This is a genomic window from Bifidobacterium apis, assembly GCF_036986835.1.
GTDB classification, from domain to species: Bacteria; Actinomycetota; Actinomycetes; order Actinomycetales; family Bifidobacteriaceae; genus Bombiscardovia; species Bombiscardovia apis_A.
Genome location: NZ_BTXD01000001.1, coordinates 700,460 through 724,790, shown reverse-complemented (window position 1 = coordinate 724,790; position 24,331 = coordinate 700,460). Strand labels below are relative to the sequence as shown.

Genomic DNA, 24,331 nt, shown 5'->3' with positions numbered 1-24,331 from the left:
AAGCATTTAGGTTCCTTGTTCCTTCAAGGTCAACAGGGCCTTCTTCCACGCCTGGCCTGAGTTCTTCACCACGCAACTGCCTGAGTCGCCGGCCGTTTGGGGTAAACGAACCGTTATGCATGGAATGCTGACCTGGCAAACACTGATGTCAATTACCTGCCAATTCCATCGCTGCCTTAAGCCTGATATAAGAGAATGATCGAACCATTCGATGGACTCGTAAGCAAAAGCAAATGCCGAGCTCACACTGCCAATAGAAGCCATGGATTCCAAGTGACGTTTCAGAAACTGCATTACACAGATCGACGCAAATCCCCGGCAGCACAGAATAAGAGGGGTTGGAGCACTGTAATGTGCCCCAACCCCTCTTCAGTCAGCTGCGTCGGGCCTCAACCCTTATCTCAGTCACTGGCAGGCGAACTCTGAGCGGACTGCTCAGAACCTTGACCATCCTGGCTCTGGCTGTCGGCCTCGCCTGCTGGCGGAACATCAGCGTCGGAAGAGCTCACCGAAGCTCCCACCAGTTCAGACTTCTGGTCCTGTTTATCAGCGGAGCTGGCCGCATGCCGGGGTCCCTCGAAGGGCTTTCCAGTGAAGGTGAACTCACCCAGGATGCCCTCGCCTTCGGCATCGACCTGGACGGACTCATTGTCCGTAAGGTCGCCCATGAGGATCTTCTCGGAGACGGCATCCTCGATATCCCGCTGGATGACACGGCGCAGGGGCCGGGCACCCAGGAGCGGATCGAAGCCCTTCTCGGCCAGCAGATCCTTGGCCTTGTCGGTCAAATCCAGGGACATGTGGCGCTCGAAGAGACGGTCGTTGAGCTGAGCGATGTCCAGATCGACGATCTGCCGGACCTGGGGCTCGGTCAGCTGCTGGAAGACGATGATGTCATCCAGGCGGTTCAGGAACTCGGGCCTGAACTGCTGCTTGAGCTCACTGGTCACCTGGTCCTTCATCCGCTGATAGGAGGTTTCGGTGTTGCCGCTCACGTTGAAGCCGGTGTTGGCCGCCTTGGCGATGTCACGGGTTCCCAGGTTGGTGGTCAGGATGATGATGGTGTTCTTGAAGTCCACCATGCGACCCTGCCCATCGGTCAGGTGGCCGTCGTCCAGCACCTGCAGAAGGGTATTGAAGATGTCCGGATGAGCCTTCTCGATCTCGTCGAAGAGGACCACGGAGAACGGCTTGCGCCTGACCTTCTCGGTCAGCTCGCCGCCCTCTTCGTATCCCACGTACCCCGGAGGGGCGCCGAAGAGACGAGAGGTGGAGTACTTTTCCGAGAACTCGGACATATCCACCCGAATCAGGGCATTCTCGTCGTCAAAGAGGAACTGGGCCAGAGCCTTGGCCAGCTCGGTCTTGCCCACGCCGGTGGGACCGGCGAAGATGAATGAACCTGCGGGACGCTTGGGATCCTTGAGGCCCACACGGGTACGGCGGATGGAGCGGGACAGGGCGGAGACAGCCTCATCCTGGCCGATGATCCGCTTGTGCAGCTCCTTCTCCATGCCCAGGAGCTTCTTGGACTCGGCCTGGGTCAGCTTGAAGACCGGGATTCCGGTGGTCGAAGAGACCACCTCGGCGATCACATCCTCGTCGACAACCATCTTGACGTCGGATTCGCCCTCGTGCCAGGCCTGTTCCTTCTCCTTGCGCTCGGCCTCCAGCTTCTCCTGGCTGTCGCGCAGCTGAGCGGCCTTCTCGAAGTCCTGGTCCTTGATGGCCTGGTCCTTCTGGGCGGAGATGCGATCCACCTTGGCATCCAGCTCCTTGAGCTCCGGCGGGGCGGTCAGCCGCTTGATGCGCAGACGTGCGCCGGCCTCATCAATCAGGTCGATAGCCTTATCAGGCAGGTTCCTGTCCTGAATGTAACGCGCAGAGAGCTCGGCCGCCGACTGCAGGGCCTTGTCAGTGATCGTGACGTGGTGGTGATGCTCGTAGCGGCCGCGCAGACCCTTGAGGATCTCGATGGTCTGGGCGATGGTGGGCTCGGAGACCTGGATGGGCTGGAAGCGCCGCTCCAGGGCCGCATCCTTCTCGATGTACTTACGGTACTCGTCGGTAGTGGTCGCTCCGATGGTCTGCAGCTCGCCGCGGGCCAGCAAGGGCTTGAGCATGTCAGAGGCACCGAGAGCCCCATCCGCCGAACCTGCGCCGACAATGGTGTGGATCTCATCGATGAAGAGAATGATGTCGCCGCGGGTCTTGATCTCCTTGAGCACCTTCTTCAGACGCTCCTCGAAGTCGCCCCGGTAGCGTGAACCAGCCACCATGGAGCCCAGATCCAACGAGTAGACCTGCTTGCCCTTGAGGGTCTCGGGGACATCGCCGTTATGGATCTTCTGGGCCAGTCCCTCGACCACGGCGGTCTTGCCCACGCCGGGCTCACCGATCAGCACAGGGTTGTTCTTGGTCCTCCTGGAAAGGACGACCATGACTCGCTCGATCTCGTTGGCCCGGCCGATGACCGGATCCAGCTTGCCCTCAGCGGCTTCCTGGGTCAGGTTCCTGCCGAACTGGTCCAGAATGGCCGAACCGGTCTGTCCACCCTTGTTGGCAACGCCGCCGGCATTGGCCAGATCGCCCTTGCCGGCATCGCCACCCTCATGGTTGCCGCGAATCATGTCAATAGTGGCGGTCCGCAGATCGCCCAGGTCCACACCCATCTTGATCAGCACCTGGGTGCCGACGCCCTCACCCTCGCGGATGAGTCCCAGCAGAATGTGCTCAGTGCCAATGTAAGAGTGACCCAGCTGAAGCGCCTCGCGCAGCGACAGCTCAAGGACCTGACGGGCGTGCGGCGTGAATGGGATGTGCCCATTGGGAACCGCATTGCCCTTACCGATCATCTCCTCGACCTGCTTGCGGGTGGCATCCAGTTCCACGCCCTTGGAGGCCAGGGCCTTGGCGGCGACACCGTCACCCTCCCTGATCAGGCCCAGGAGGAGGTGCTCGGTGCCGATGTAATTGTGCTGCAGGGTGCGGGCCTCTTCCTGCGCCAGCACAATCACCCGCCGCGCACGGTCGGTAAACCGTTCGAACATACTTGTCCTTCCCTTTGATCCGTAATTCACTCTACAGATTTACGGTGACGTTTATTCTCGGCCCGCCGGTGATTGCGCTCTGAACGCAACGAGGCCTGGAATCAGTCCTCTGAGCCGTCTTCCGACTGCATCTGCTCCATGAGTTCCACCTCAGGACGCTCCTCCCGTGGCTTCTGCCTGACCACATCGATATGAAGATCGTCATAGGCCGGCTGGGACTGTACCCAGAGATGGGACTCCTCCTGGGGCTCGATCTCGGAATGCTCGCCGCAGCCGTGATCCAAGGAGACCACGCGCCCGTCGTCCGGGCTCCAACGGTTGGCACAGACGCCGAACATGGTACCCAGATCACCTGCCAGGGGAATCATGAAGCCGCAGGTCTCGCAGGCCTTGCCCTTGGCCGTCCGGGTCGACAGGGACTTGGGACCGTGCTGCCCCTCGTACCAGCGCTTGGCAGTGGCGGACCTGGCCTCAGGGGTCATCAGGTGCCGACGGGTCAGAGCGAAGCGATCGACGGCCTCGTCCAGGTCGTCGGAGGAGGTCTGTGCGCCGAATGAAACCTGATCATCCGCTTCCTGCTCATGAACGTCTTTTTCGTCACCCGAGCGCTCCACCAGGCGGAAGACCGCACCGTCGGTCTGCTGATCAGAGCCGTCAGTCTGCGCCGAGGTTAATGCTTTCTGGCCTTCTTCATTGTCCCCTGGGGTCTGCTGTACTTCAGAATTCTGAGGCTTAGCCTGCACAGGCTTGTATCCGGCCGTCAGCCTGGGGTCGTCGGGGTCGGTTCCCATGGCATCGGTCACGCTCAGATCCGAGGGCAGCAGACGATCCTTCCAAGGAACCCATGCCGGGGGCTGCAGGGCCGCATCGGTGGGCACCAGAGAGGATTCATCCACAGTCCAGGTATCGGCATCCTCATCACGGTAAAGAGTGACCGACCACTGCCAGCCCTCATAGCCCTTGATGGCCGAGGCGAACCGGTAGTCCCAGACTCCATCCCCGATCAGGGTACGGCCGACCAGCGCACCGACCTCATCGCTGTCGGCAGCCACGCTCAGAGCCACCCGCCTGGCCAGTTCCTCAGGATCCAGGTCCTCTTGAACCATCTATCACACCTTCATCATCAGTGGGATCGGACAAGACCGATCCACGTCGGATTCTTCTCGCCGTCCACTCAGTCCGGCACGTCAAAGTCATCTGCCACAGCCCTCAGGAGGGTGGCCAGCTTGGCGGATTCGGCCCGACCCGGATAGTGGTGCCGACGCAGGCCATTGCCAGCCGAATCCAGCAGCTTGATCAAATCCTCCACGATGGCGGCCATATCGTCCGGATCGGGTCGCTTGGCGCGCAGAATGGAGGGGGTCGGCCCCACCAGCTTCAGATCCAGGGCCTGGGGGCCCTTGCGGCCCTCAGCCACCGAGAACTCCACCCGGGATCCCTTGCGTATGGTGGATACACCAGCGGGCAGGGCTGATGAGGGCAGGAAGACATCCCCACCTTGTTCATCCGTGATGAACCCGAACCCCCGCTTGGCGTCGTACCACCGTACTCTCCCGCTGGGCATGCTCTGCCACTTCCTTACGTTGCTTCTTGAACAGGTATATCCGAAATCAGTTTACCTGAACAGGACGGGCAGGACGACCCATCTTGTCATAGGCGTACGGGGCGGTTGGTGGCAGGATTGGCCTAACCCTCAGCTCCCCCCTGATCCCGCCTGACGCCCTGGGGTATGACGATGGTGAAGGTCAAACCGCCTCCCGGGGTCTGCGAGGCGCAGATGAACCCCTGATGAGCCTTGACAATGGACTGGACGATAGCTAGGCCCAGCCCCGTGCCGCCCTTCTCCCGAGCCCTGGACGGATCGGCTGTGTAGAAGCGCTCGAAGAGCCTGGACCTGGATTCCTCCGGGACACCTGGCCCGTGGTCGACCACCCGGATGATGGCGTAGTCAGTGCCCACATGGCTGTTCTCCGCCACCTGGATCGCCTCGGTCAGGTGTCCCAGAGAGGATTCGGTGGCCTCCAGCCTGGTCAGATCCGCTGGAGCAATGGTCGCCTTGACCAGGCCCAATCCCACCTGAACCGGCGAATCAGACGGAGTGTAGCGGTGGATATTGCCCACGATATTGGTGATCACCTGACGCAGGCGGCTGGGGTCGCCAGTCACCTGTACCGGGGGCAGGGGGCCCTCCTGAATGTCCAGGCTGACGGATGGACCCAGGTGCCCGCCCACCGTGATTTTCTCCTTGCTGCGTGCCTTGAGGCCCGGCAGACCCTTGTTGGCTGCGACCGGGACCTCCTGGGGGGCTGGCTGATCCTCGGTGTGCAGGCAAACCTTTCCTGTAGCCACATCCCTTCCCGGATCCAGGGCATGCAAGTCGTCCACCCCGTCACCCACCAGTCCGGTCAGATCGACCGGCAGGGTCGGGTCGATTCCCCTGCCCTCATCCAGGCGTGCAAGCGAGAGCAGATCGGTGACCAGGACCGTCATCCTGGTGGAAGAGTCCTCAATGTGCTGGATGGACTTGTCGGCCCGCTCCAGAGCCCCCGGATAGTCGCGCTGCATCCTATAGAGCTCAGCGTAGCCGTGGATGGCGGCCAGTGGGGTGCGCAGCTCATGGCTGGCATCCGAAACGAACTGTGTCATCTTCTCGGTGGTCTGACGCTGCTCGTCGAAGGAATGCTCGATTCGCGCCAGCATGGCATTGAGGGATGCCGCCAGGGAGCCCACCTCGGTATTCTCCGGGAAGCTGGGAATGCGTTGGGAAAGGTCGCCGGCCGCTATCTTTGCAGCGGTCTTCTCGATGCGTTTGAGGGGAACCAGGGTGGACTGGATCAGCAGGACCGAGATGACTCCGCCCAAAAGAACCACCACGACGGAAATGATCATGCAGAAAGCCGTCAGATCATGCACAGCCTCGTCCTGGTCGCTCATGGACAAGCCGATGAAGAGCACGCCGCTGATTTCGGAATCGTCCAGTTCGTTGCGCAGCTTCCACTGCATGGCCACCACCCGCCAGGAGGCACGGGCTCGCTTCATGGTATCCCGGTCGGGCGAAGCCTGCTTGGAGACGCGCACGTAGGCCGGTACCGTGGTCGGCTGTCCCAAGGGTATCGAGCCCAGGCTGCCGTCGGCTGGAAGGCGCGGGCGGGAGATGACTCCGTTGACCTGCATGGGATTCAGATCGTCAGAAATGATGTGCAGATCGTTGTCGCGAATCTGAAGGAAGTAATCGGTCGGACCCAGTCCGTTCTTGCTCAGATCCTCCTGGCGCAGAAGGGTGGCGTTGCGAATGCCCAGGTTGGCCTGGCGGATCAACTGCGTGTCCGTCCGCTTCATCAGATAGTCGTCTGCCATCTGACAGATGGCCACAGAAACACCCACCGTGCCCACGATGAGCAGGATGAGCATGCTGGCCACAAGTTTGGTGCTCAGGGGAATGGCAGCCAGAGGCGACCTGGGCATGGAGCGACCCCTCTGTTTGCCGGAGCCGGCTGCCCTGCCGGAGTCCGAACCCATGAAGGACCTGGACCTGTCAGCCTTCCTCGGGTCGGGAGCGGCCGACGGTTCTGTCTTAGGGGCCGGATCCTCGGGACTAGTCGCCATCGCCGCCATCCGATGCGTTCTGTCTGGGTGCCCGGATCATGTAGCCGATGCCCCGCTTGGTCTCAATCAACGGGGTGACCTTGCGTTCCCCACCGTGTCCGTCGCTGACAGTGATACCATCCACCTTCTTGCGCAGATAGGAGATATAGGATTCCACGATGGCAGCGTCGCCGCCCCAGTCGTACTGCCAGACATGGTCCAGGATCTGTGCCTTGCTGAGCACGCGACCCTCATTGTCCATCAGGTAGCGCAGCAGCTTGTATTCGGTCGGGCTCAGGTCGATGGGTCTGCCGGCCCTGGTGACGTCGTGGGAATCCTCGTTGATCTCCAAATCACCCACACGGATGATCGGGTCGTCCTCCTGGTGCTCGCGGGTCCTGCGCAGTATGGCCTTGATCCTGGCCACAACCTCCTCCAGGCTGAAAGGCTTGGTCACATAATCGTCGCCGCCCACAGTCAACCCCATGACCTTGTCCTGGGTGTCGTCCCTGGCGGTCAGGAAGAGCACCGGCGCGTCGATTCCCTCCTGACGGATGCGGGAGGTGACTGTGAACCCATCGATGTCAGGCAGCATGACATCCAGGACGATCAGATCTGGCTGGATGCGCTCAATGACCTGAATGGCCTCGGAGCCGGATGCCGCGGTCTCAACAGCAAAACCCGCGAAGTGCAGGGAGGCCACCAGCAGATCCCTGATGGACGGTTCGTCGTCGACCACGACCAGTTGTGCTTGCGTCGGTTTGCTCATGACTTCAGCTTGCCGCCTCTTTCTGGGTATTGTCTGAAAGTTCGCTAACCGTCTCTGTCGGCTTTGGTTCCTTCTTCACCGCTCTGGACTTGCGATGATGAGCCCCGGCTCGGCTGCTGCGACGCCACCAGATCACAACGACCACGGCCAGAATGACCAGGACCACAGCCGTCGCCGAAAGAGCGATAATCATGATCCGGTGATGCCGTTGGTTTTGGTTCAGGGTCTCCACCTGGGTCATCATGGCCTTGGCCGAGCCCACCCAGTCAGGGTTCCGACCCTTGGTGACCGGCTCCAGAGCAGCCTGTGAGAGCTGATCCACGCTGGTTTGATCCTTGAGCCAGGCCTGCGAGTTGCTAGAGACCGCCACGACCAATTTGCCGTCCTGGGAGGCCACGGCCAGCATGACTGTGTCGTGGGCGGGCTTCATCGATTCGAGCACCCGGGATGCCCAGGTCTCCGGCTTGACGCCCTCATAGAAATGCGGCAGGTAGAGCAGTCGGACCGATACTCCGGTTTGCTCTGCAGTCTCCTTGATTGCATCCTTGACGGAGCCCACATCAGAACCCAGCAGATTCTGCGGATCGGTGATTGTATCGGTCATGGTTCCGGCCCCGGTCTGAGGTTCATCGGCAAAAGCACTGGTCGGTCCAAGAGCGCCGACCGCCAAAACCATCAAAAGCAGAAGAGACAGAACCCGCCTCACTGTCGAAAGACGGAACAGACCCGTCTTGTGGAGGGAAACTCGTTCGACCACATGGGTGCGCGGACGGGGCAACTGCGTGAACACTGTCATAGTGTCCACAGTAGCGGTTGACGGCCTTGGACTCCCCCACCATCACCGCCATTCACGGAAAGGACAACCATGACACGATTCCAAGTTGATTCGGATCAGATACAGACAGCCTCCGGCGCGGTCAGCGGCTCGATAGGGGCCATCAGAGATGCCGTCGCAGGAATGTATACCAATCTGGACAACCTCCAAAGCGTCTGGCAGGGTTCGGCAGCCAGCCAATTCGCCACAGTGGCCCAGCAGTGGCGTGCCTCGCAGGCCCAGATGGAGCAGGCGCTTGAAGGCATCCAGGCGGCCCTGACCCAGGCCTCGGCTCTCTATGCAGACACCGAGGCCCAGGCCACCCGCCTCTTCGCCGGAGCCTGAACGCCTGGATGATGAGGCAGCTCAAAGCCATACAACCACAGGGTATTCATGACGTATCGGATCCAGACCTGACAGGCACATGGAAAGGCAGAACATAACAGAGACAGGGGCCTGCGCACCATTGTCCGGTGCGCAGGCCCCTGTCTCTGGCAATCACCCGGTTCAGCCGAAACTCCGGCCGAACCTCAAGGGATCAGTAGCCCATGTCGCCCTGAGGCTGAGCGGCAGCAGGTGCCGGAGGCTCGGGCTTGTTGGCCACGACAGCCTCGGTGGTCAGGAAGAGCCCGGCGATGGAGGCAGCGTTCTGCAGGGCGGAACGGGTCACCTTGACGGGGTCGGCCACGCCGGCCTCCAGCAGGTCCTGGTACTCGTTGTTGGCGGCGTTGAAGCCCTGGCCAGCAGGCAGCGACCGGACCTTGTTGATGACCACGTCACCGGAGACGCCGCTGTTCTCGGCAATCTGCTTGATGGGGGCCTCAATGGCGCGGAAGACGATGGAGGCACCGGTGGACTCGTCGCCGTCCAGCTTGACATCCTTCTCGGCCTTGGCAGCGGCCTGAACCAGAGCCACGCCGCCTCCGGGCAGCAGACCCTCTTCGATGGCGGCCTTGGCGTTACGGACGGCATCCTCGATGCGGTGCTTGCGCTCCTTGGCCTCGACCTCAGTGGCTGCGCCGACCTTGATGACGGCCACGCCGCCTGCCAGCTTGGCCAGCCGCTCCTGCAGCTTCTCGCGGTCGTAGTCGGAATCGGTGTTCTCGATTTCAGTGCGGATCTGGCCCACGCGTGCGGAGACCTCGTCCTTGGAACCGCCACCGGAGACGATGGTGGTCTCGTCCTTGGAGACGATGACCTTCTTGGCGGTGCCCAGCACGCTCATGTCGATGGAGTCCAGCTTGAGACCAAGCTCATCGGAGACAACCTGTGCGCCGGTCAGAATGGCCATATCCTGCAGCATGGCCTTGCGGCGGTCTCCAAAGCCAGGAGCCTTGACGGCGCAAGAGTTGAAGGTGCCGCGGATCTTGTTGAGGATCAGGGTGGGCAGCGCCTCGCCGTCCACATCCTCGGCCACGATCAGCAGGGGCTTGCCGGTCTTCATGACCAGCTCGGCGATGTGGACCACGTCCTGCTGGCTGGAGACCTTGCCCGAGGTCAGCAGAATGTAGGGATCATCCAGAACAGCGGTCTGGTCATCGTTGTTGGTGACGAAGTAGGGAGCGATGTAGCCCTTGTCGAAGCGCATGCCCTCGGTGAACTCCAGGTCCAGGCCGAAGCGGTTGTTGTCCTCGACGGTGACCACGCCGTCCTGGCCGACCTTGTCCAGAGCCTCGGCGATCTCATTGCCGATCTCAGGGTCGCCTGCGGAGATGGTGGCGGTTGCAGCGATCTGGTCCTTGGTCTCAACTTCCTTGGACTGGGCCACGAGCTCCTTGACGATAGCGTCGGCAGCCTTCTCGATGCCGCGGCGCAGGGCGATCGGGTTGGACCCGGCAGCCACGTTCTTCAGACCCTCATGCACCAGTGCCTGGGCCAGCACGGTGGCGGTGGTGGTGCCGTCTCCGGCGACGTCGTCAGTCTTCTTGGCGACTTCCTTGACCAGCTCGGCGCCGATGCGCTCGTAGGGATCCTCCAGGTCGATCTCCTTAGCGATGGAGACACCATCGTTGGTGATGGTCGGTGCGCCATAGGACTTATCCAGCACCACATTGCGACCCTTGGGGCCCAGAGTGACCTTGACTGTATCGGCCAGCTTGTCCAGGCCGGCAAGCATGCCCTGACGAGCTTCCTCGTCATACTCGATGATTTTTGCCATTGTTGCTTCCTCCGTCATGGCTTGAGGTTTCATGACCCACCGTCGGCGTGGAACGGAACCCGACCGTCAGCTGTCGCGTTATCACTCCCGCACCTCGAGTGCTAATTCAGCAGATTAGCACTCGATGTGGCCGAGTGCCAACCCGAAGTGAAAATACGCTGCAGGCTGTATGTCATATTTGCCCAGAAATATCGGTCGCACCGACAAACAATCCGCACCCTGTGCAGTCCTGGCTCAGATCTGGCTATAGGCAACGTGCCATAAAAAAGGACCCCGGAATGACCGGGGTCCCCATGACGAATACAGAAGACGACAATCAGAGCTTGGTGACCTTGGTTGCCTGCAGACCCTTGGGGCCCTGCTCCACCTGATATTCGACCTTATCTCCCTCATCAAGGGTCTTGAAGCCATCGGACTGAATGGCCGAGTAGTGCACGAACACGTCCTCGCCGCCATCGTCGGGATTGATGAATCCGTAACCCTTGCCAGCGCTGAAGAATTTCACAGTGCCTTGTGCCATAACTAACTTCCTTAACATAGGTGCCGCGTCACAACAGATACGAGACTGACCGCATCTGCCTGGTCGGCAAGGTCAGTTTAGGCCTATTTATGGAGCAATTGCAAAACGCCGAGCCGAAATTCCGAATGTTTTGCCGTGGTATTTCTTCCACTCTCCGGTTGGCCGAACTTCACTTCATGAGGATGGCTTCAACCGGAGTCGTGGTCACGGAGGACTGCTCCACCTGGGCAATACCCAACACGTTGGCCACCTCTTGGGCTGTGGCCTTGTCGGCCTCGTCACGGTAGCGGACCATGCTTACGTCAGGCAGGGCACCTTGCGGGTTGGATGCCGTGACCGCAGTGTACCCGGCATTGACCAGAACCTGGCGCTTCTTGCCGGCATACCCGGTGACCCTGGTTCCATTGATGACGGTTACCCGCGTGCCCCGGTTGACCACAGGAGCCGGGCTGCTGCTGGAAGCGCTCGCTGAAGGCGACTGGGAGGAGGGCTCAGAAGTTTGTTCCTGGGAGGCTTGATCGGTAGCGGTCGCGCTGCTTGAAGCCGAAGAGGAGGCTGAACGCCTCGGCAGATGGCTGCTGATGACCCTGGAGGCTTCAGTGTGCGTCTGTTGCCAGGGCAGGGAGCCGCTGACCGCAGCCCATACGCCCAGACCGCACAGCACCGCCAAGACAACCACCAACAGGTAGGGCAGGACCCTGACCGACAGGGAACGGGGCCCGCGATGCACGCCGACCGGCCCCTTGGGAGGGTTGTCGAACGCATCATGAACCTGAGGGCGCGCCTGCGTCCCATTGTCGCGCGTGCTAGCCATGAACTCTCCTCTGCTCCACCGGATCATGAACCATTATAAGTAATGCGTCGCCGGGTCAACATTCAACCGGCCATTCGACGTCCTCCGCCAACCCTGGAATGACCGAGGCAGCCCTGACCGGCCCATAACGCCAAGCGATATAGTGACCTTATGAACAGCAGCCAGCCAATTGCCGCAACCTCCCCTGATCCGACGAACCGAACCGGTACCAATCCTCCGACCATAGCAGGAGGCCAGGGCCGAACCCAGCGCAAACCTTTGAGCGCCCTGGTGGACCCCGGCTGGGCCCGCGCTCTGGCACCCGTCGAACCCAACATCCACCGGATGGGCGACTTCCTCAGGAGCGAGCTGGCCCAGGGCCATCGCTACCTGCCTGCCAGCAAAAACATTCTGCGCGCCTTTACCATCCCCTTCGACTCCATCAAGGTCCTGATCGTGGGCCAGGATCCCTATCCCACGCCCGGCCATCCGGTGGGCCTGAGCTTCTGCGTGGACCCCGCTGTCAACCCCATCCCCGGCTCCCTGCGGAACATCTACGCCGAGCTGAGCGCCGACCTGGGTCTTCCCACACCCTCCAACGGCGATCTGACGCCTTGGACCAGGCGAGGGGTCATGCTGCTTAACCGCTGCCTGACCGTGCGGGTGGGCAAGCCGGCCAGCCACCGGAACAAGGGCTGGGAGGAGATCACCGACGCCGCCATCCGGGCTCTGAACGACAGACGCGACCAGGAGGGCAAGATCCGTCCCCTGGTGGCCATTCTTTGGGGACGACAGGCCCAGAGCCTGGAGCCCCTGCTGACCAACGCGGCCATCATCAAATCCCCGCACCCCAGCCCCTTGTCGGCCCGGTACGGCTTCTTCGGTTCCCGTCCGTTCTCCAAGGCCAACCAAGCGCTGGAGGCCATGGGCGCCGAGCCGGTGGACTGGTCGCTGACCTGAGTCCTGCTGGCTGAGTCGTCAGGAAATGCCGTTACCATGTCTGCTATGGCATTATTCCCACCTCGACCCAGTCAGTCCCCATCTGTTCAGCCCAGTCAGGACCGGCAGGTTCCGCCGATCAGCCAGGACGACCTGCAACGTTGCCGTCAGTTGGCCGACCGCATCCGGACCCGCTTTTCAAGGACCCTGGTAGGGCAGGAAAACCTGCGCGAGGCACTGATCCTGACGCTGGTGGCCTCCGGACACATCCTGATCGAATCCGTTCCCGGACTGGCCAAGACCACTGCCGCCCAGACCCTGGCCACTTCGGTCTCCGGCAGCTTCAAACGGATCCAGTGCACACCCGACCTGATGCCCTCGGATCTGGTAGGCACCCAGGTCTATGACTTCTCCACCCAACGATTCTCCACACAGCTGGGCCCCATCCACGCCAACTTCGTCCTCCTGGACGAGATCAACCGCTCCAACGCCAAGACCCAGTCGGCCATGCTGGAAGCCATGGCCGAGGGCGCCACCACCATCGGCGGCGAGCGCATAGCCCTGCCCAGGCCCTTCATGGTGATCGCCACCCAGAACCCCATCGAGGAGGAGGGCACGTACAACCTGCCCGAGGCCCAGATGGACCGGTTCATGCTCAAGGCCGTCATGACCTATCCTGATGCCGACCAGGAGACCCGGATGCTGCAGATGCTGACCAGCCGCGGCACCGATATGCCCGGCAAGGACGATCGGGATGCGCTGACCATCGCCGATGTGGACTTCCTGAGGCGGAAGGCCCGGCAGGTCCACGTGGCACAGCCCATCATGCGATATGCAGTCGATCTGGCAGCCACCAGCAGGGGGGCTGGATCGCGGCCCATCCAAGGGCTGGCCGAGCAGGTGAGGCTGGGAGCCAGTCCACGCGCCTCCATCGCCCTGGTGCGCATCGGCCAGGCCAGAGCCCTGCTGACAGGCAGGGATTACGTCATTCCCGAGGATCTGAAGGACTGGGCCCATTCGGTGCTCCGCCACCGGATCCTGCTGACCTTCGAAGCCCAGGCCGACGGCATCAGCAGCGATGATGTCATCGACCAGATCGTCGACACGGTGCCGGTGCCATGAGCCGTCGACGCTCGGATCGCGACCCGGTCCGCAGACGGATCGAGTCCTTGGATACCAGCCTGCGCCTTCCCACGGTGCGTCGGGCCCTGGGCCTGTTGGAGGGCGAGCATTCCTCCGGCCGTCGAGGCGGCGGAGACGAACGTGCCGATCTGCGCGCCTATGAGTTCGGCGACGAAACCCGCATGATCGACTGGCACGCCAGCGCACGCGTGGGTCGGCCTATGGTGGTTGAGCGCGAGCGCCTGGTCACCAGCAGGGTCTGGCTGCTGCTGGACATCGGCCGGGAGATGTCCGGAACATGCCCTGATGGGGAGCAGGCCATCCAGGTGGCGGCCAACGCCCTGTGCATGTTCGCCTCCCTCTGCCTGCGCCGCAGTGATGAGGTGGACCTGGTCCTGGTCGATTCAACCGCCATCCGCCGCATACCCTGCCAGGGCGGCTTCGCCCGTTTCGAGCAGACCCTGGACCGGGCTCTGGAGTCACCGCCGGATCAGCCACGCAACCTTGAGGCCCTGCTGGGTTACGCCGCCGGCATCCAGGACCGGCAGGCCATGCTGGTCATCGCCACCGACCAGTCGGCCTTGAACCTTGACCTGATGCCGACCATCCGCCGGCTGGCCACCACCCACCCCGTGAATCTCATCGGTGTGGAGACCATGAACCCCCTGCGCCAGCAGCCCGCTGTGGGCTCGGTAACGGATGCGCCCAGCGGACGGAAGATCCCGGCATTCCTGCGCACTGCGAACGGAACAAAGGCTGTGGACCTGCACAGACGCTATCAAATTGAAGCCTTTGGCCGGGAATTGTCCAGAATCGGAGCCTCGCTGATCCGTGCCGACTCCAGCACAGCCATGTTCAACAGGTTCATCCACCTGCTTTCAGCCGGCCGACCGGGCATCCCCATGCGACGGACGGTGATGGCGGCATGAACGCTGTCGCCCTTATTCGTCTTGCGTCAGGTCATGGCCGAATCAAGGTCATGCCCACCATGACCCAGCCCACCTGGTTGCTGACCCTGACGACGACCGCCATCATTCTGACCCTGGCTCTGGCCGCAGCGGCCGTTCTCCTGCCCAGGTTCCGGCGTCAGCAAGAGGAGGGTCCGGCCCAGGTGAGCTCCGACTCCCGCGATGCATGGCGGCAACGGATTGATCAGGTGGTGGCCCGGTACGACAACGGCGAGCTGGACCGCGACCAGGCCATGACGGCACTGGCCACCATCGCTCGTGGATTCGCCTCCCGCTCCTGGAACAGCGACATGAAGACCAAGACCCTGGCCGAAATCCAGGCCCAGCCCCGTACGCCGGGCACCCGGAAGGGCCTGGACCTGCTTCGGCAGACCATATATGCCCTCTACCCGCCTGAATTCGCCCTTCCCCGAGACAGCGCAGGAACCGACGCCACGGTGAATCAGGCGGCCGACTGGGTACGGGACTTGATTGAACGGTGGCCGCGATGAGCATAGGCAATCTGTCCTGGAGATGGCCCTGGCTGCCTGTTCTGGCCCTGGTCCTGGCCCTGGCGTTCGGCCTGCTGGCCTACCGTAAGGCGCATCGTGGCAGGTCTGATCAGGAATCGGGAGCCCGGGTCTGGACCTTGAACAGCGATCTGGACACCGAGGAGGGGCACGAAGCCCTGCGGCGCTGGCGGCGATTGAACCGTTGCGCCGCAGTCCTGCTCTCTCTGGCCTTGTTGATGGTTCTGAGCCTGGCTGCAAGGCCCGCCCGGGTCGATCGGACGTTGGAGCAGGGCCATAACCGCGATATTGTCCTATGCCTGGATGTGTCCGGCTCCACCCTGCCCTACGACCGGCAGGTGATCGCCTCCTACCTTGATCTGGTCCGCAACTTCCGGGGCGAACGCATGGCTCTGAGCATATTCAACTCCACCTCGCGCACCGTCTTCCCCCTGACCGATGACTACGACATGATCACCGCCGAATTGAACAAGGCGCGGCGGATCCTGGACGGGGTGCAGTCCCAGGACCGCATCGATGCCATGAGCGGGCGACAGTACCAGGACATCAGCGACTGGCTGGAGGGCACACAGAACCGCCGGGACACCACCTCACTGATCGGCGACGGGCTGGTGGGCTGCGCTGCGCTCCTGCCGCAATTCGCCCCCAAGGACCAGAGCAAACCGGCAAAGGCCGGCCAACGATCGAGCTCCCTGGTCCTGGCCACCGATAACGTGGTCTCCGGCAAACCCACTTACACCCTGGAGGAGGCGCTCAAGCTGACCTCGGCAGCAGGAATCGCCGTGGACGGCCTCTATTCGGGACCGGACCAGGGCACCGAGGATGAGAGCACCAAGCAGATGCAGCGGCTGATCGAGGCCCGTGGCGGCATCTTCCTTAGAAGGCAGGACGGGAACTCCATCAACGCGCTAGTCCGCCAAATTGAGCATCGGCACGGAGCCGACCCCCGCCAGCAGGAGCAGTCCAGCCTGGTGGATGCACCCGGCTGGTGGACCCTGGCCCTGGCCCTGGCACTGTCGGGTTATCTGCTCCTGGCCTGGAGGCTGAAGCGATGAACATACTCAAATCCCTGACCTTTGAGCCTGCCCTGGGCTGGGTGGCCGGCGGCCTTCTGGCGGGTCTGCTGCTGCTCCTGGCCCTTGCGCTGGTCATCCATGGACTGCGCAAGGGCCGGGATACCGATGCCGATCGCTGGGCCCTGACCCGACGCACCGCCATGGTCCTGATTCTGGCCCTCATGGTCCTGACCCCCAGCACGATAAGCAAGACCACCAATAAAGCCGTCAACGCCACAGATGTCTTCATTGCGGTTGACGTGACCGGGTCCATGGCTGTCAAGGATGCCGGGTATGGCGACCAGGAAGGAATCAGCCGACTGGATGCGGCCCGGTCAGCCGTCCACGACCTGACGCGCATCTACCCGGATGCCTCCTTCTCAGCCCTGAGCTTCGGCGCCTCAGCCAGCGTCGATCTGCCTTTGACTCCCGACGTGCGGGCTGTGGACAATTGGGCCAGGGGGCTGGCTACGGAGCCCACATCCAGGTCCGCCGGCTCCAGCCTGGATGCTCCGCTGGATCGCCTGAGTCTGGTCATGAAGCAGACCAGGGATCGGCATCCCGACGACCGAATCCTGCTCTACCTGATCAGCGACGGCGAACAGACAGGACCTGATGAACGACGATCCTTCAGTGTCCTCAGGGAGGGGCTGGACGATGCCTTCGTTCTGGGAACGGGCTCAACCAAGGGCGGCATGGTGCCCATGAGCTCGGATGTCGCTGGCAGTGATGCCGACGGCTGGGTGACGGACCCCAAGACCGGCCAGCCTGGCATCTCCTCCATGGACCCGAAAACCCTCAAGGCCATGGCCGACGAGATGAGCGGCCACTATCAGGCCCTGGCCAAGGGGACCACGGTGCGTGAGGGGGCCACGGCTGCGGTTTCCAAGCGCTACCGGGTGACCAAGGTCAATCAGGTCCGCAAGCATGTCACCCCGCTGGTCTGGCCGCTGGCTCTGGTGGAGCTGGTCCTGATCCTGATTGAGGCGGGGCTGTGGATCCGCACTTCTAGGAGACTGCTATGAGTAGGAAGTCCCAGCAGGATGCAAGAAGCGGACGCCGATTGCGGGTGCGTCTGATTTTGGCTGGCTTGGCCTTGGTCGCAGCCCTGGCAGGAGCCTGGGGCCTGATCAACGTCAAGGCCATCGCCACCTATAACGAGGGCACGCGCACGCTAAGCACCAATGTTCGACAGGCTCAAAACCCCCATGCCGATCCAGCATCCATCAAGGCCTTGCAGGACCAGGCTGAACACCTCTTCGCCCAGGTCGAACGGCCGGGACCCCTGATTCTGCCACAGACCAGACAGGCTGCCCAGGCCAACCGCGCTGCCAATGCTGCGCTGACCAGCCGCACGGAGCGTCTGTTCAAGAAGCAGAATGCCGATAAGGCCCAGGACGGAAAGAACGGATCCGGCAAGGGCTCCTCCTCAGGGCTGACCAAGCAGCAGGAGGCCGAGGTGGAGGATCTGCTCAAGCGCAATCAGCAGCAGACCGAACCGTCCGTCTCCCCTACGCCGACAGGCAAGACGAGCGACAACAAGGGTCAAGGGAAGAACGTCAAGCCTTGGTGACCGGCCCACACAACCTTTCGTGTGAGTCACTCCACCACCCTCTTTCCCAACAAATCGATCCCCATACAGACGAACGTCCCATGACTATCAGACCGACAGAATTAGCGGTAAATCCGTCCACAGCCAGATGAATCGGACCTCATTCGACCACATGGCCCTACGGGGATCATTTCAGGATGATTGCAATGTTGTAGTGGAGACATGCATAGGTCATCCTCGTCACTACCCACCCTGGGTCCCTTCCTTGAGCAGCAATCCTTCCTGGCTGATCCGGAAGCGGCCCAAACCTGCCCCTGTCATGCTAGAACGGCCCGCTGCCGGGCCATGCTGTCCGACATGGCACGGCAGTCGCGAACCACTCTGGTCCATCTGAGTGAATTAGCTGACCAAGCTCTGAGGGTCGACTGGGAAGGCCAGGCTGCTGAGGCCTATAGGGCCCAGGTGCGGGCCATGGATGCCGTCTGCCAGGATCAGCGCATCCAGGCAGGTCGCACCCTGAGCCTGATCGATCAAGAGATCCGGCCATGAAGCGGACAATCACCGCCGCCCCCGACGCCAACGGCTATACGCGCACCGAGCTGGACCACCTGACCGGCATGGCGGACCGGCTCAACCAGGCAGGTGGTGCCCTGGTCACCATGCAGTCCCAATGGGTTCTGACCAATCAGGCCATCTGCAGAACCATGTCGGGACTGCCTGCCCTCCCCTGCACCCAGGCTGCCGTACCGCCGCCGGGCCATGCCCATCTGCCCATGGATCGGATGGTGTCCTTCTGCAGTGACCAGGCCCGGGCCTGCGAAGACCTGCGCGACCGGCTCCAGTCTGTGGCCGACCGGCTGACCAGGGCCTACGGGCTGTACTCGCAGGCTGAATCGTTCATGGACAGGCTGATGAACTCCCTGACCTCCAAGGCCTTGACCGTCTTTCAGCCTATTGCCCCGCTCATGCTGGGATCCATCGGTTTGGTCCTGGGAGTAGCCAAACTAACCGGCCACCTGGACGCATCGCAATTCCAGGAATTTCTGGAAACCACGGCCAGCATCCAACAGCCTCTGCTGACCGCCGTCGCATCCGACCTGTCCTCGAACCATCATGATCCCATCGGCGGATTGGTCACCGGCCCCGGCCTGCTGATGCCCCTGATACTCGCTCATTTCCAGGGTGACCGAATCACGATGGATCCCGTTCAGCCACAGGGCAAAGGATTGGGCGAGGCACATGACATCGCCGGCGCCCTGCACAACCTGGAGACCCTGGGTTCCTGCCGGGACGGCATTCCCTACGCAACCGTCGCCGTACAGCGCTACCGAAAGGCCGACGGCAAGGATCACTGGCTGGTCTACATACCCGGCACCAGCTCCCACCTGGACTCCCCCATCGGCTGGGCCCAGAACATCCAGCTCATGAGCGACAAGGCTTCAGTGCGCGACAGGGCGGCCTCCCTACGTCTAGTGGACCAGGCCATGCGGGATGCGGGGGTGCGCCCGGACGATCCGGTCAGCCTGGTGGGCCATTCCCAGGGTGGCATCGTAGCCGCCACCATGGCCTCGGATCTTTCGGACCGCTACAGCTTCGATCACATCGTGACCGTCGGATCGCCCATAGCCCATCGCAAAATAAAGTCAGACACCTGGGTCACCAGCGTGGAGATGCGCGAGGAGCTGGTCTCCAGCCTTGATGGGGCCGACAACCCCTCCCGGCCCAATCGACTGACAGTCAGGGGAAGAGCGGGCGGACCTCCCCCTCCAGGCGGCGACCAGACTGGCCGGACAGTGACCACCGCTGGACCCGGCAAGGAATCCACCCACGGCATGGCCTACCAACAGGCAGCCTGGGCAGATGCCCGAGATCAGAACTCACCCGCAGTACGACGTCAGGACGACCACTTCGCCCATGCAATCGAGGGCGATTTGCAGGAGACCCGCTACTACCGTGGCAGACTACGACGATGAACGGGACACGCTGGCCCCCAGAGCGCCCATGCCGGTTCCCGCTGGTTGACCCGGTCGTCTAGGCTGGAGGCATGAACCTGAGCCGAATCACCCCAGTCATCCCCCTTAATCCCCTGGACGGACGTTATCGCAGACAGACCGCCGATCTGGTGGACTTTCTGAGCGAACCTGCCTTGAACCGCGAGCGCATGCGGGTCGAAGTCGAATGGATGATCATGTTGGCCAACGGCTACCAGAGCAACGGCCAGCACCCGGTCCTGCCGGGCGTAGAGCCTCTGACCGAGGATGAAATGGCCTACCTGCGAGCCATACCCGAGGATTTCGATGCCGACGGCATCACCGAACTGGCTGGCATCGAAGCCCAGACCCACCACGATGTCAAAGCTGTGGAATACTACATCGACCGCCGTCTGGAGGCTGCAGCAACAGCCCTTGGCCCCGAGTGCCAACTCCCTGGGTTGGCGCCTCTGGTCCATTTCGCCTGCACCAGCGAGGACATCAACAACCTGGCCTATGCCCGCTGCATCCGAGGCGGAGTCGAGCAGGTCTGGCTCCCGAAGGCCACCCGGATCGAGGAGCATCTGGCCACCATGGCTGAGCAATACCGGGATCTGCCCATGCTCGCCCTGACCCACGGCCAGCCGGCCACACCCACCACCCTGGGCAAGGAGATGGCGGTCTACGTCCACCGGCTGCACCGGCAGCTGGACCGGATTCGTAATCAGGACTACATGGGCAAGATGAATGGCGCTACTGGAACCTTTGGCGCCCATCTGGCCGCCCTGCCGCAGGTGGATTGGATCGATCTGACCCGGACCTTCATCGTGGACCGGATGGGTCTGGTCTGGAATCCACTGACCACCCAGATCGAGTCGCACGACTGGCAGGCCGAGCTCTTCAGCAACATCGCCCACCTGGGGCGGATCCTGCACAACCTGGCCGTGGATGTCTGGATGTACATCTCCCGCGGCGTCTTCGCCCAGGAACCCGTCAAAGGCGCGACAGGGTCCAGCACCATGCCCCACAAGGTCAACCCCATACGCTTCGAGAACGCCGAAGCCAATCTGGAGATCTCAGGAGCCCTGCTGGACACCCTGGCCGCCACCCTGACCGAAACCCGCTGGCAGCGGGACCTGACCGACTCCACCACCCAGCGCAACATCGGTTCGGCCCTGGGCTACAGCCTGCTGGCTCTGGACAACCTGGACGGCGGCCTGCAGACCATCCACCCTGACAAGGCCCTGATGGCCCGCGAGCTGAACAGCAACTGGGAGGTCCTGGGCGAGCCCATACAGACGGCCATGCGGGCTGCAGGTCTGGCTGGACGCTCAGGCATGGATCATCCCTATGAGCAGGTCAAGGAGCTGATGCGCGGCAAGAGGATCGGACGGGAGGATGTCGAGCACTTCATCGATGGCCTGGACCTGGACCAGGACACGGCCAGTCGGCTCAAGGCCTTGACACCGGCAACCTACACCGGTGCAGCCGGAACCTTGGTGGACTTCGATCGCGACTGATCATGACCCCGTCCCAGTCGACCATCACCCCCGAGGACACCGATTCTGTCGACACCGATCAGACAGATCAGGTCGTCATCCGGGATACCCCTCCACAACGGGTCCACGACGCCGAAGACCTGTTGCGAGCCTTGGCTGCCCTGATCCTGGGAATCCTGATCACCCTGGCAGCTGTCTATCTGAAGGGCATAGCCGCCGGGGTCGAGTCGGACATGCGCCAGGCCGGCAATGCCATGGACTGGCTCATGGACGTGCCCACGGCCTTCCTTCAGCAAGCAGTGACCGTGACTGTCGTCCTGGCGGTGCTTGTCCATCTGCTGGTCAACAGGGAATGGATCCAGGCCATCACTGCCCCCTTGGCCATGTTCCTGGGCTTCGGGCTGGTCATGCTGACCTCCAACCTGATCCTGAAGGCGGGCAACCCGACCCTGATCGCCTCATTCAGCTCCCAGAACGCCATAGGGTCTCCCGTCCTGCTGCCTGACTTCTATGCCGGTCTGGCTGCCTTCCTGAGTGCAGCAGGACCCCGTCGCCTGCGCAGCTCGGTCAAGTGGGGGTGGAACGCTCTCTATATTGTGGCCATCATCATGGTCGCCATATCCTCCAATTCGGCCAGCGGGGTTCTGGTCTCGCTGATTCTGGGACGGATCATGGGCATGGTCGTCCGATACCTGGCAGGCACGCAGAACAAGGGCGCCTGGGGGCAGGGAGTGGTACAGGCCATAGCCTCCATCGGTATCAACGCCGCCAGCTTGGAACGTCAGGATCCCAGTCTGGATACTGATGGCCAGCCCCTGCCCGCCCTCGACGACGACCTTATCGAGGCCTCCCGCATCTACAGAGCCCGGGACAGGGATGGCCATAACTATACGGTGTCGGTCATGGACGGCCAGCTGCACACCATGGGCTATCTGATGCAGCTCTGGCAGTGGATCAAGCTGTCCGGAGTCTCCATGCGCCGGGACCGGTCGGTCAGAAACTCCATGCAACATCACATGGCCATGCTGGCTGAACTGCGGGACCTAGGGCTGACCGCCCTGCATCCCTATGGTCTGGCGGAGAGCGCGGAATCCTCAATTCTGGTCCTGGAGGATGACGTCCACCTTCGGCCCCTGGAACCGGGAAGCCTGGACACGGACAGGGCCAAGCAGCTGATGGACTACCTCCGCCGGGCCAACGAGCGCGGCTTCACGCACCGTCGCATCCGTCCGGAGACTCTGGCCATGGACCAGTCGGGATCCATGGTCATCGCCGGCTGGGAGAACGGCGACAGCGCCAGCTCTCAGGCCAACATCGCCCTGGACCGAATCCAGCTTCTGACCTTGGTCGCCACGCTGATCGGCGTGGACCAAGCCATCCAGGCCGCCCGCGCATCCTGGGGGGTCAAGACCCTGGTGGGACTGTCGCCCTTCTGCCAGATGGTGGCCATTCCCTCACAGACCCAGGCCCTGCCCGGCTGGGATCGACAGATTCTGACTGACCTGCGCAAACAGTTGCGGGCCCTGGCTCCTCCTGAGTCGGTGGCGGAGACCGGCCAGGTGACCCTCTCCCGCTTCAGCCTGCGCAGCTTCGTGGCCCTGGCCCTCTTGGTAGTGGCTGTGGCGGTCATCGTCACCCAGTTCAACCTGCCCCAGGTCATCAGCGCCGTCCGCAACGCCAACCCTTGGATGGCCGGACTCTCCTTCCTGCTGGGGTCGCTGTCCTGGGTGGGCTGCGCCATCACCCTGGGAGTTTTCATCGACCCAGCCAAGCGCGACTTCAAGGGCATCTTCCTGTCCCAGGTGGCCTCCTCGTTCACCTCGGTCTCCATGCCCGCCGGGGTGGGCCCAGCCTTCGTCAACCTGCAGTTCCTGCGGCGGGACGGTTATGACAACACCATGGCCACGGCCATCATGAGCGCCGTGGTTGCCGTCCAGTTTGCGACCACCTTCTGTCTGCTGATCGTCATCGGGCTGTTCACCGGGCGCAACACCCTATCCGGGATGATCCCCACCAACACCCTGGTCATCGTCATCGGGACGGTGGCCATTGTCGCAGCCCTGATTATGGCCATCCCTTACACACGGCGACTGGTCATGGAGCGGCTGATGCCCATCGTGGCCTCCTACGCCCGCCACCTTGTGGAGATTCTGACCCAGCCCAGGCAACTGGTGGTGGCCGTGCTTGGGGCCGTACTGCAGTCAGCCGCCCTGGGCATGAGTTTCTGGGCCGCCCTGATGGCCTTCGGCTGTCGGACCAACGTGTTCGAGACCACCTTCGTCTTCCTCCTGGCCAACACGCTAGGCTCGGCCGTCCCCACCCCCGGCGGCCTGGGGGCCATCGAAGCGGTGCTCTTCTCCGCCTTCCGCCTGGCTGGCGTTCCCTCGGGCGTGGCCATATCGGCCACTCTGGTCTTCCGGGTGGCCACCTATTGGCTCCGCATCCCCCTGGGAGCCCTGGCCATGCGCTGGCTGGGCAGCCATAATCGCATCTGAAGGGCCCTTCGGGCAGGCCCAATCCAGAGGACCTCAAAAATCGCCTGGTGAAATGTCGGAAACCCCCGGAAAATGCGGTGTTTGGGCCTAATCTGCGGTAATATCAGTCATTGACCGTTGGGCTTTCCCCAAATCAAGCAATGGGAGGCCCCCGAAAGAAGGATGTTCTATGGCATACAACAAGTCTGATCTCGTTTCGAAGATTGCGCAGAAGTCCAACCTGACCAAGGCTCAGGCGGAAGCTGCTGTCAACGCCTTCCAGGATGTCTTCGTCGAGGCCATGAAGTCCGGTGAGGGTCTGAAGCTGACCGGTCTGTTCTCGGCCGAGCGTGTCAAGCGCGCCGCCCGCACCGGCCGCAACCCCCGTACCGGTGAGACCATCAAGATTCCGGCCAGCTATGGCGTGCGCATCTCTGCCGGCTCGCTGTTGAAGAAGGCCGTCACCAACAAGAAGTGAAACCAGCCTTTCTGCAAGGGTCCTGGCATCCATCCACGGTTGCCAGGACCCTTCTTGTCAGAAGAGACCCAATTGA

At 62.3% G+C, this 24,331-nt stretch carries 22 protein-coding genes; 13 read left to right on the top strand and 9 right to left on the bottom strand.

Annotation, left to right across the window (positions count from 1 at the left end):
* Positions 1 to 401 precede the first annotated feature (401 nt).
* The 6 genes from AACP62_RS03035 to AACP62_RS03010 all read right to left on the bottom strand — a co-directional run bounded on the left by AACP62_RS03035 (position 402) and on the right by AACP62_RS03010 (position 8,194).
* Positions 402 to 3,050, bottom strand: a complete 2,649-nt coding sequence (locus AACP62_RS03035) for an ATP-dependent Clp protease ATP-binding subunit (RefSeq protein WP_045935535.1) — start codon at positions 3,048 to 3,050, stop codon at positions 402 to 404.
* A 101-nt stretch (positions 3,051 to 3,151) separates the two neighbouring features.
* A complete protein-coding gene (locus AACP62_RS03030; RefSeq protein ID WP_339346218.1) occupies positions 3,152 to 4,156 on the bottom strand; it encodes a DUF3027 domain-containing protein in 1,005 nt (334 codons plus the stop codon).
* Positions 4,157 to 4,224: 68 nt separating this feature from the next.
* A complete protein-coding gene (locus tag AACP62_RS03025) occupies positions 4,225 to 4,614 on the bottom strand; it encodes a cold-shock protein (protein ID WP_015022102.1) in 390 nt (129 codons plus the stop codon).
* Positions 4,615 to 4,736: 122 nt separating this feature from the next.
* Complete coding sequence (locus AACP62_RS03020) at positions 4,737 to 6,656, bottom strand: sensor histidine kinase (protein ID WP_339346217.1); 1,920 nt, start codon at positions 6,654 to 6,656, stop codon at positions 4,737 to 4,739.
* Positions 6,646 to 7,404, bottom strand: a complete 759-nt coding sequence (locus tag AACP62_RS03015) for a response regulator transcription factor (RefSeq protein WP_198177501.1) — start codon at positions 7,402 to 7,404, stop codon at positions 6,646 to 6,648. The genes AACP62_RS03020 and AACP62_RS03015 overlap by 11 nt, the downstream gene beginning before the upstream one ends.
* 4 nt (positions 7,405 to 7,408) lie before the next feature.
* Positions 7,409 to 8,194, bottom strand: coding sequence for a TPM domain-containing protein (locus AACP62_RS03010; RefSeq protein ID WP_339346215.1), 786 nt, complete (start codon positions 8,192 to 8,194; stop codon positions 7,409 to 7,411).
* A 75-nt stretch (positions 8,195 to 8,269) separates the two neighbouring features.
* Here AACP62_RS03010 and AACP62_RS03005 point away from each other — a divergent pair, with 75 nt between their 5' ends.
* A complete protein-coding gene (locus AACP62_RS03005; RefSeq protein ID WP_015022106.1) occupies positions 8,270 to 8,563 on the top strand; it encodes a WXG100 family type VII secretion target in 294 nt (97 codons plus the stop codon).
* A gap of 193 nt (positions 8,564 to 8,756) precedes the next feature.
* On the opposite strand, the gene groL is transcribed toward AACP62_RS03005, so the two are convergent.
* The 3 genes from groL to AACP62_RS02990 all read right to left on the bottom strand — a co-directional run bounded on the left by groL (position 8,757) and on the right by AACP62_RS02990 (position 11,710).
* Entirely contained in the window at positions 8,757 to 10,376 is a 1,620-nt protein-coding gene (gene groL / locus AACP62_RS03000) for a chaperonin GroEL (protein ID WP_015022107.1), read from the bottom strand.
* A gap of 316 nt (positions 10,377 to 10,692) precedes the next feature.
* Positions 10,693 to 10,896, bottom strand: coding sequence for a cold-shock protein (locus tag AACP62_RS02995; RefSeq protein ID WP_015022108.1), 204 nt, complete (start codon positions 10,894 to 10,896; stop codon positions 10,693 to 10,695).
* A 169-nt stretch (positions 10,897 to 11,065) separates the two neighbouring features.
* Positions 11,066 to 11,710, bottom strand: coding sequence for a LytR C-terminal domain-containing protein (locus tag AACP62_RS02990; RefSeq protein ID WP_339346214.1), 645 nt, complete (start codon positions 11,708 to 11,710; stop codon positions 11,066 to 11,068).
* Positions 11,711 to 11,860: 150 nt separating this feature from the next.
* Here AACP62_RS02990 and AACP62_RS02985 point away from each other — a divergent pair, with 150 nt between their 5' ends.
* The 12 genes from AACP62_RS02985 (at position 11,861) to AACP62_RS02930 (ending at position 24,255) form a co-directional block, all read left to right on the top strand.
* Positions 11,861 to 12,649, top strand: coding sequence for a uracil-DNA glycosylase (locus AACP62_RS02985; RefSeq protein ID WP_231578864.1), 789 nt, complete (start codon positions 11,861 to 11,863; stop codon positions 12,647 to 12,649).
* A 45-nt stretch (positions 12,650 to 12,694) separates the two neighbouring features.
* Positions 12,695 to 13,750, top strand: coding sequence for an AAA family ATPase (locus tag AACP62_RS02980; RefSeq protein WP_029678580.1), 1,056 nt, complete (start codon positions 12,695 to 12,697; stop codon positions 13,748 to 13,750).
* Entirely contained in the window at positions 13,747 to 14,679 is a 933-nt protein-coding gene (locus AACP62_RS02975) for a DUF58 domain-containing protein (RefSeq protein WP_288805822.1), read from the top strand. Before AACP62_RS02980 ends, AACP62_RS02975 begins: the two co-directional genes overlap by 4 nt.
* Positions 14,676 to 15,209 carry a hypothetical protein gene (locus AACP62_RS02970; RefSeq protein ID WP_339346207.1) on the top strand — a complete coding sequence of 178 codons (534 nt, stop codon included), beginning with the start codon at positions 14,676 to 14,678 and terminating at the stop codon, positions 15,207 to 15,209. Before AACP62_RS02975 ends, AACP62_RS02970 begins: the two co-directional genes overlap by 4 nt.
* Entirely contained in the window at positions 15,206 to 16,282 is a 1,077-nt protein-coding gene (locus AACP62_RS02965; protein ID WP_339346206.1) for a vWA domain-containing protein, read from the top strand. Before AACP62_RS02970 ends, AACP62_RS02965 begins: the two co-directional genes overlap by 4 nt.
* Positions 16,279 to 17,307 (top strand): vWA domain-containing protein, encoded by a 1,029-nt coding sequence (locus tag AACP62_RS02960; RefSeq protein WP_339346204.1) that lies wholly within the window; start codon positions 16,279 to 16,281, stop codon positions 17,305 to 17,307. The genes AACP62_RS02965 and AACP62_RS02960 overlap by 4 nt, the downstream gene beginning before the upstream one ends.
* The gene (locus tag AACP62_RS02955) at positions 17,304 to 17,855 is read left to right on the top strand and encodes a DUF6466 family protein (protein ID WP_339346202.1); all 552 of its coding nucleotides are present in this window, start codon (positions 17,304 to 17,306) and stop codon (positions 17,853 to 17,855) included. The genes AACP62_RS02960 and AACP62_RS02955 overlap by 4 nt, the downstream gene beginning before the upstream one ends.
* A 201-nt stretch (positions 17,856 to 18,056) precedes the next feature.
* Positions 18,057 to 18,383 (top strand): hypothetical protein, encoded by a 327-nt coding sequence (locus AACP62_RS02950; protein ID WP_339346200.1) that lies wholly within the window; start codon positions 18,057 to 18,059, stop codon positions 18,381 to 18,383.
* On the top strand, positions 18,380 to 19,807 hold the full coding sequence (locus tag AACP62_RS02945) for a PGAP1-like alpha/beta domain-containing protein (protein WP_339346198.1): 1,428 nt from the start codon (positions 18,380 to 18,382) through the stop codon (positions 19,805 to 19,807). Before AACP62_RS02950 ends, AACP62_RS02945 begins: the two co-directional genes overlap by 4 nt.
* A 71-nt stretch (positions 19,808 to 19,878) precedes the next feature.
* Entirely contained in the window at positions 19,879 to 21,324 is a 1,446-nt protein-coding gene (gene purB, locus AACP62_RS02940; protein ID WP_339346197.1) for an adenylosuccinate lyase, read from the top strand.
* Positions 21,325 to 21,326: 2 nt separating this feature from the next.
* Positions 21,327 to 23,798: a lysylphosphatidylglycerol synthase transmembrane domain-containing protein gene (locus AACP62_RS02935; protein ID WP_339346196.1), complete on the top strand. Its 2,472-nt coding sequence runs from the start codon at positions 21,327 to 21,329 to the stop codon at positions 23,796 to 23,798.
* Positions 23,799 to 23,967: 169 nt separating this feature from the next.
* Positions 23,968 to 24,255 carry an HU family DNA-binding protein gene (locus tag AACP62_RS02930; protein ID WP_015022121.1) on the top strand — a complete coding sequence of 96 codons (288 nt, stop codon included), beginning with the start codon at positions 23,968 to 23,970 and terminating at the stop codon, positions 24,253 to 24,255.
* Positions 24,256 to 24,331 lie beyond the last annotated feature (76 nt).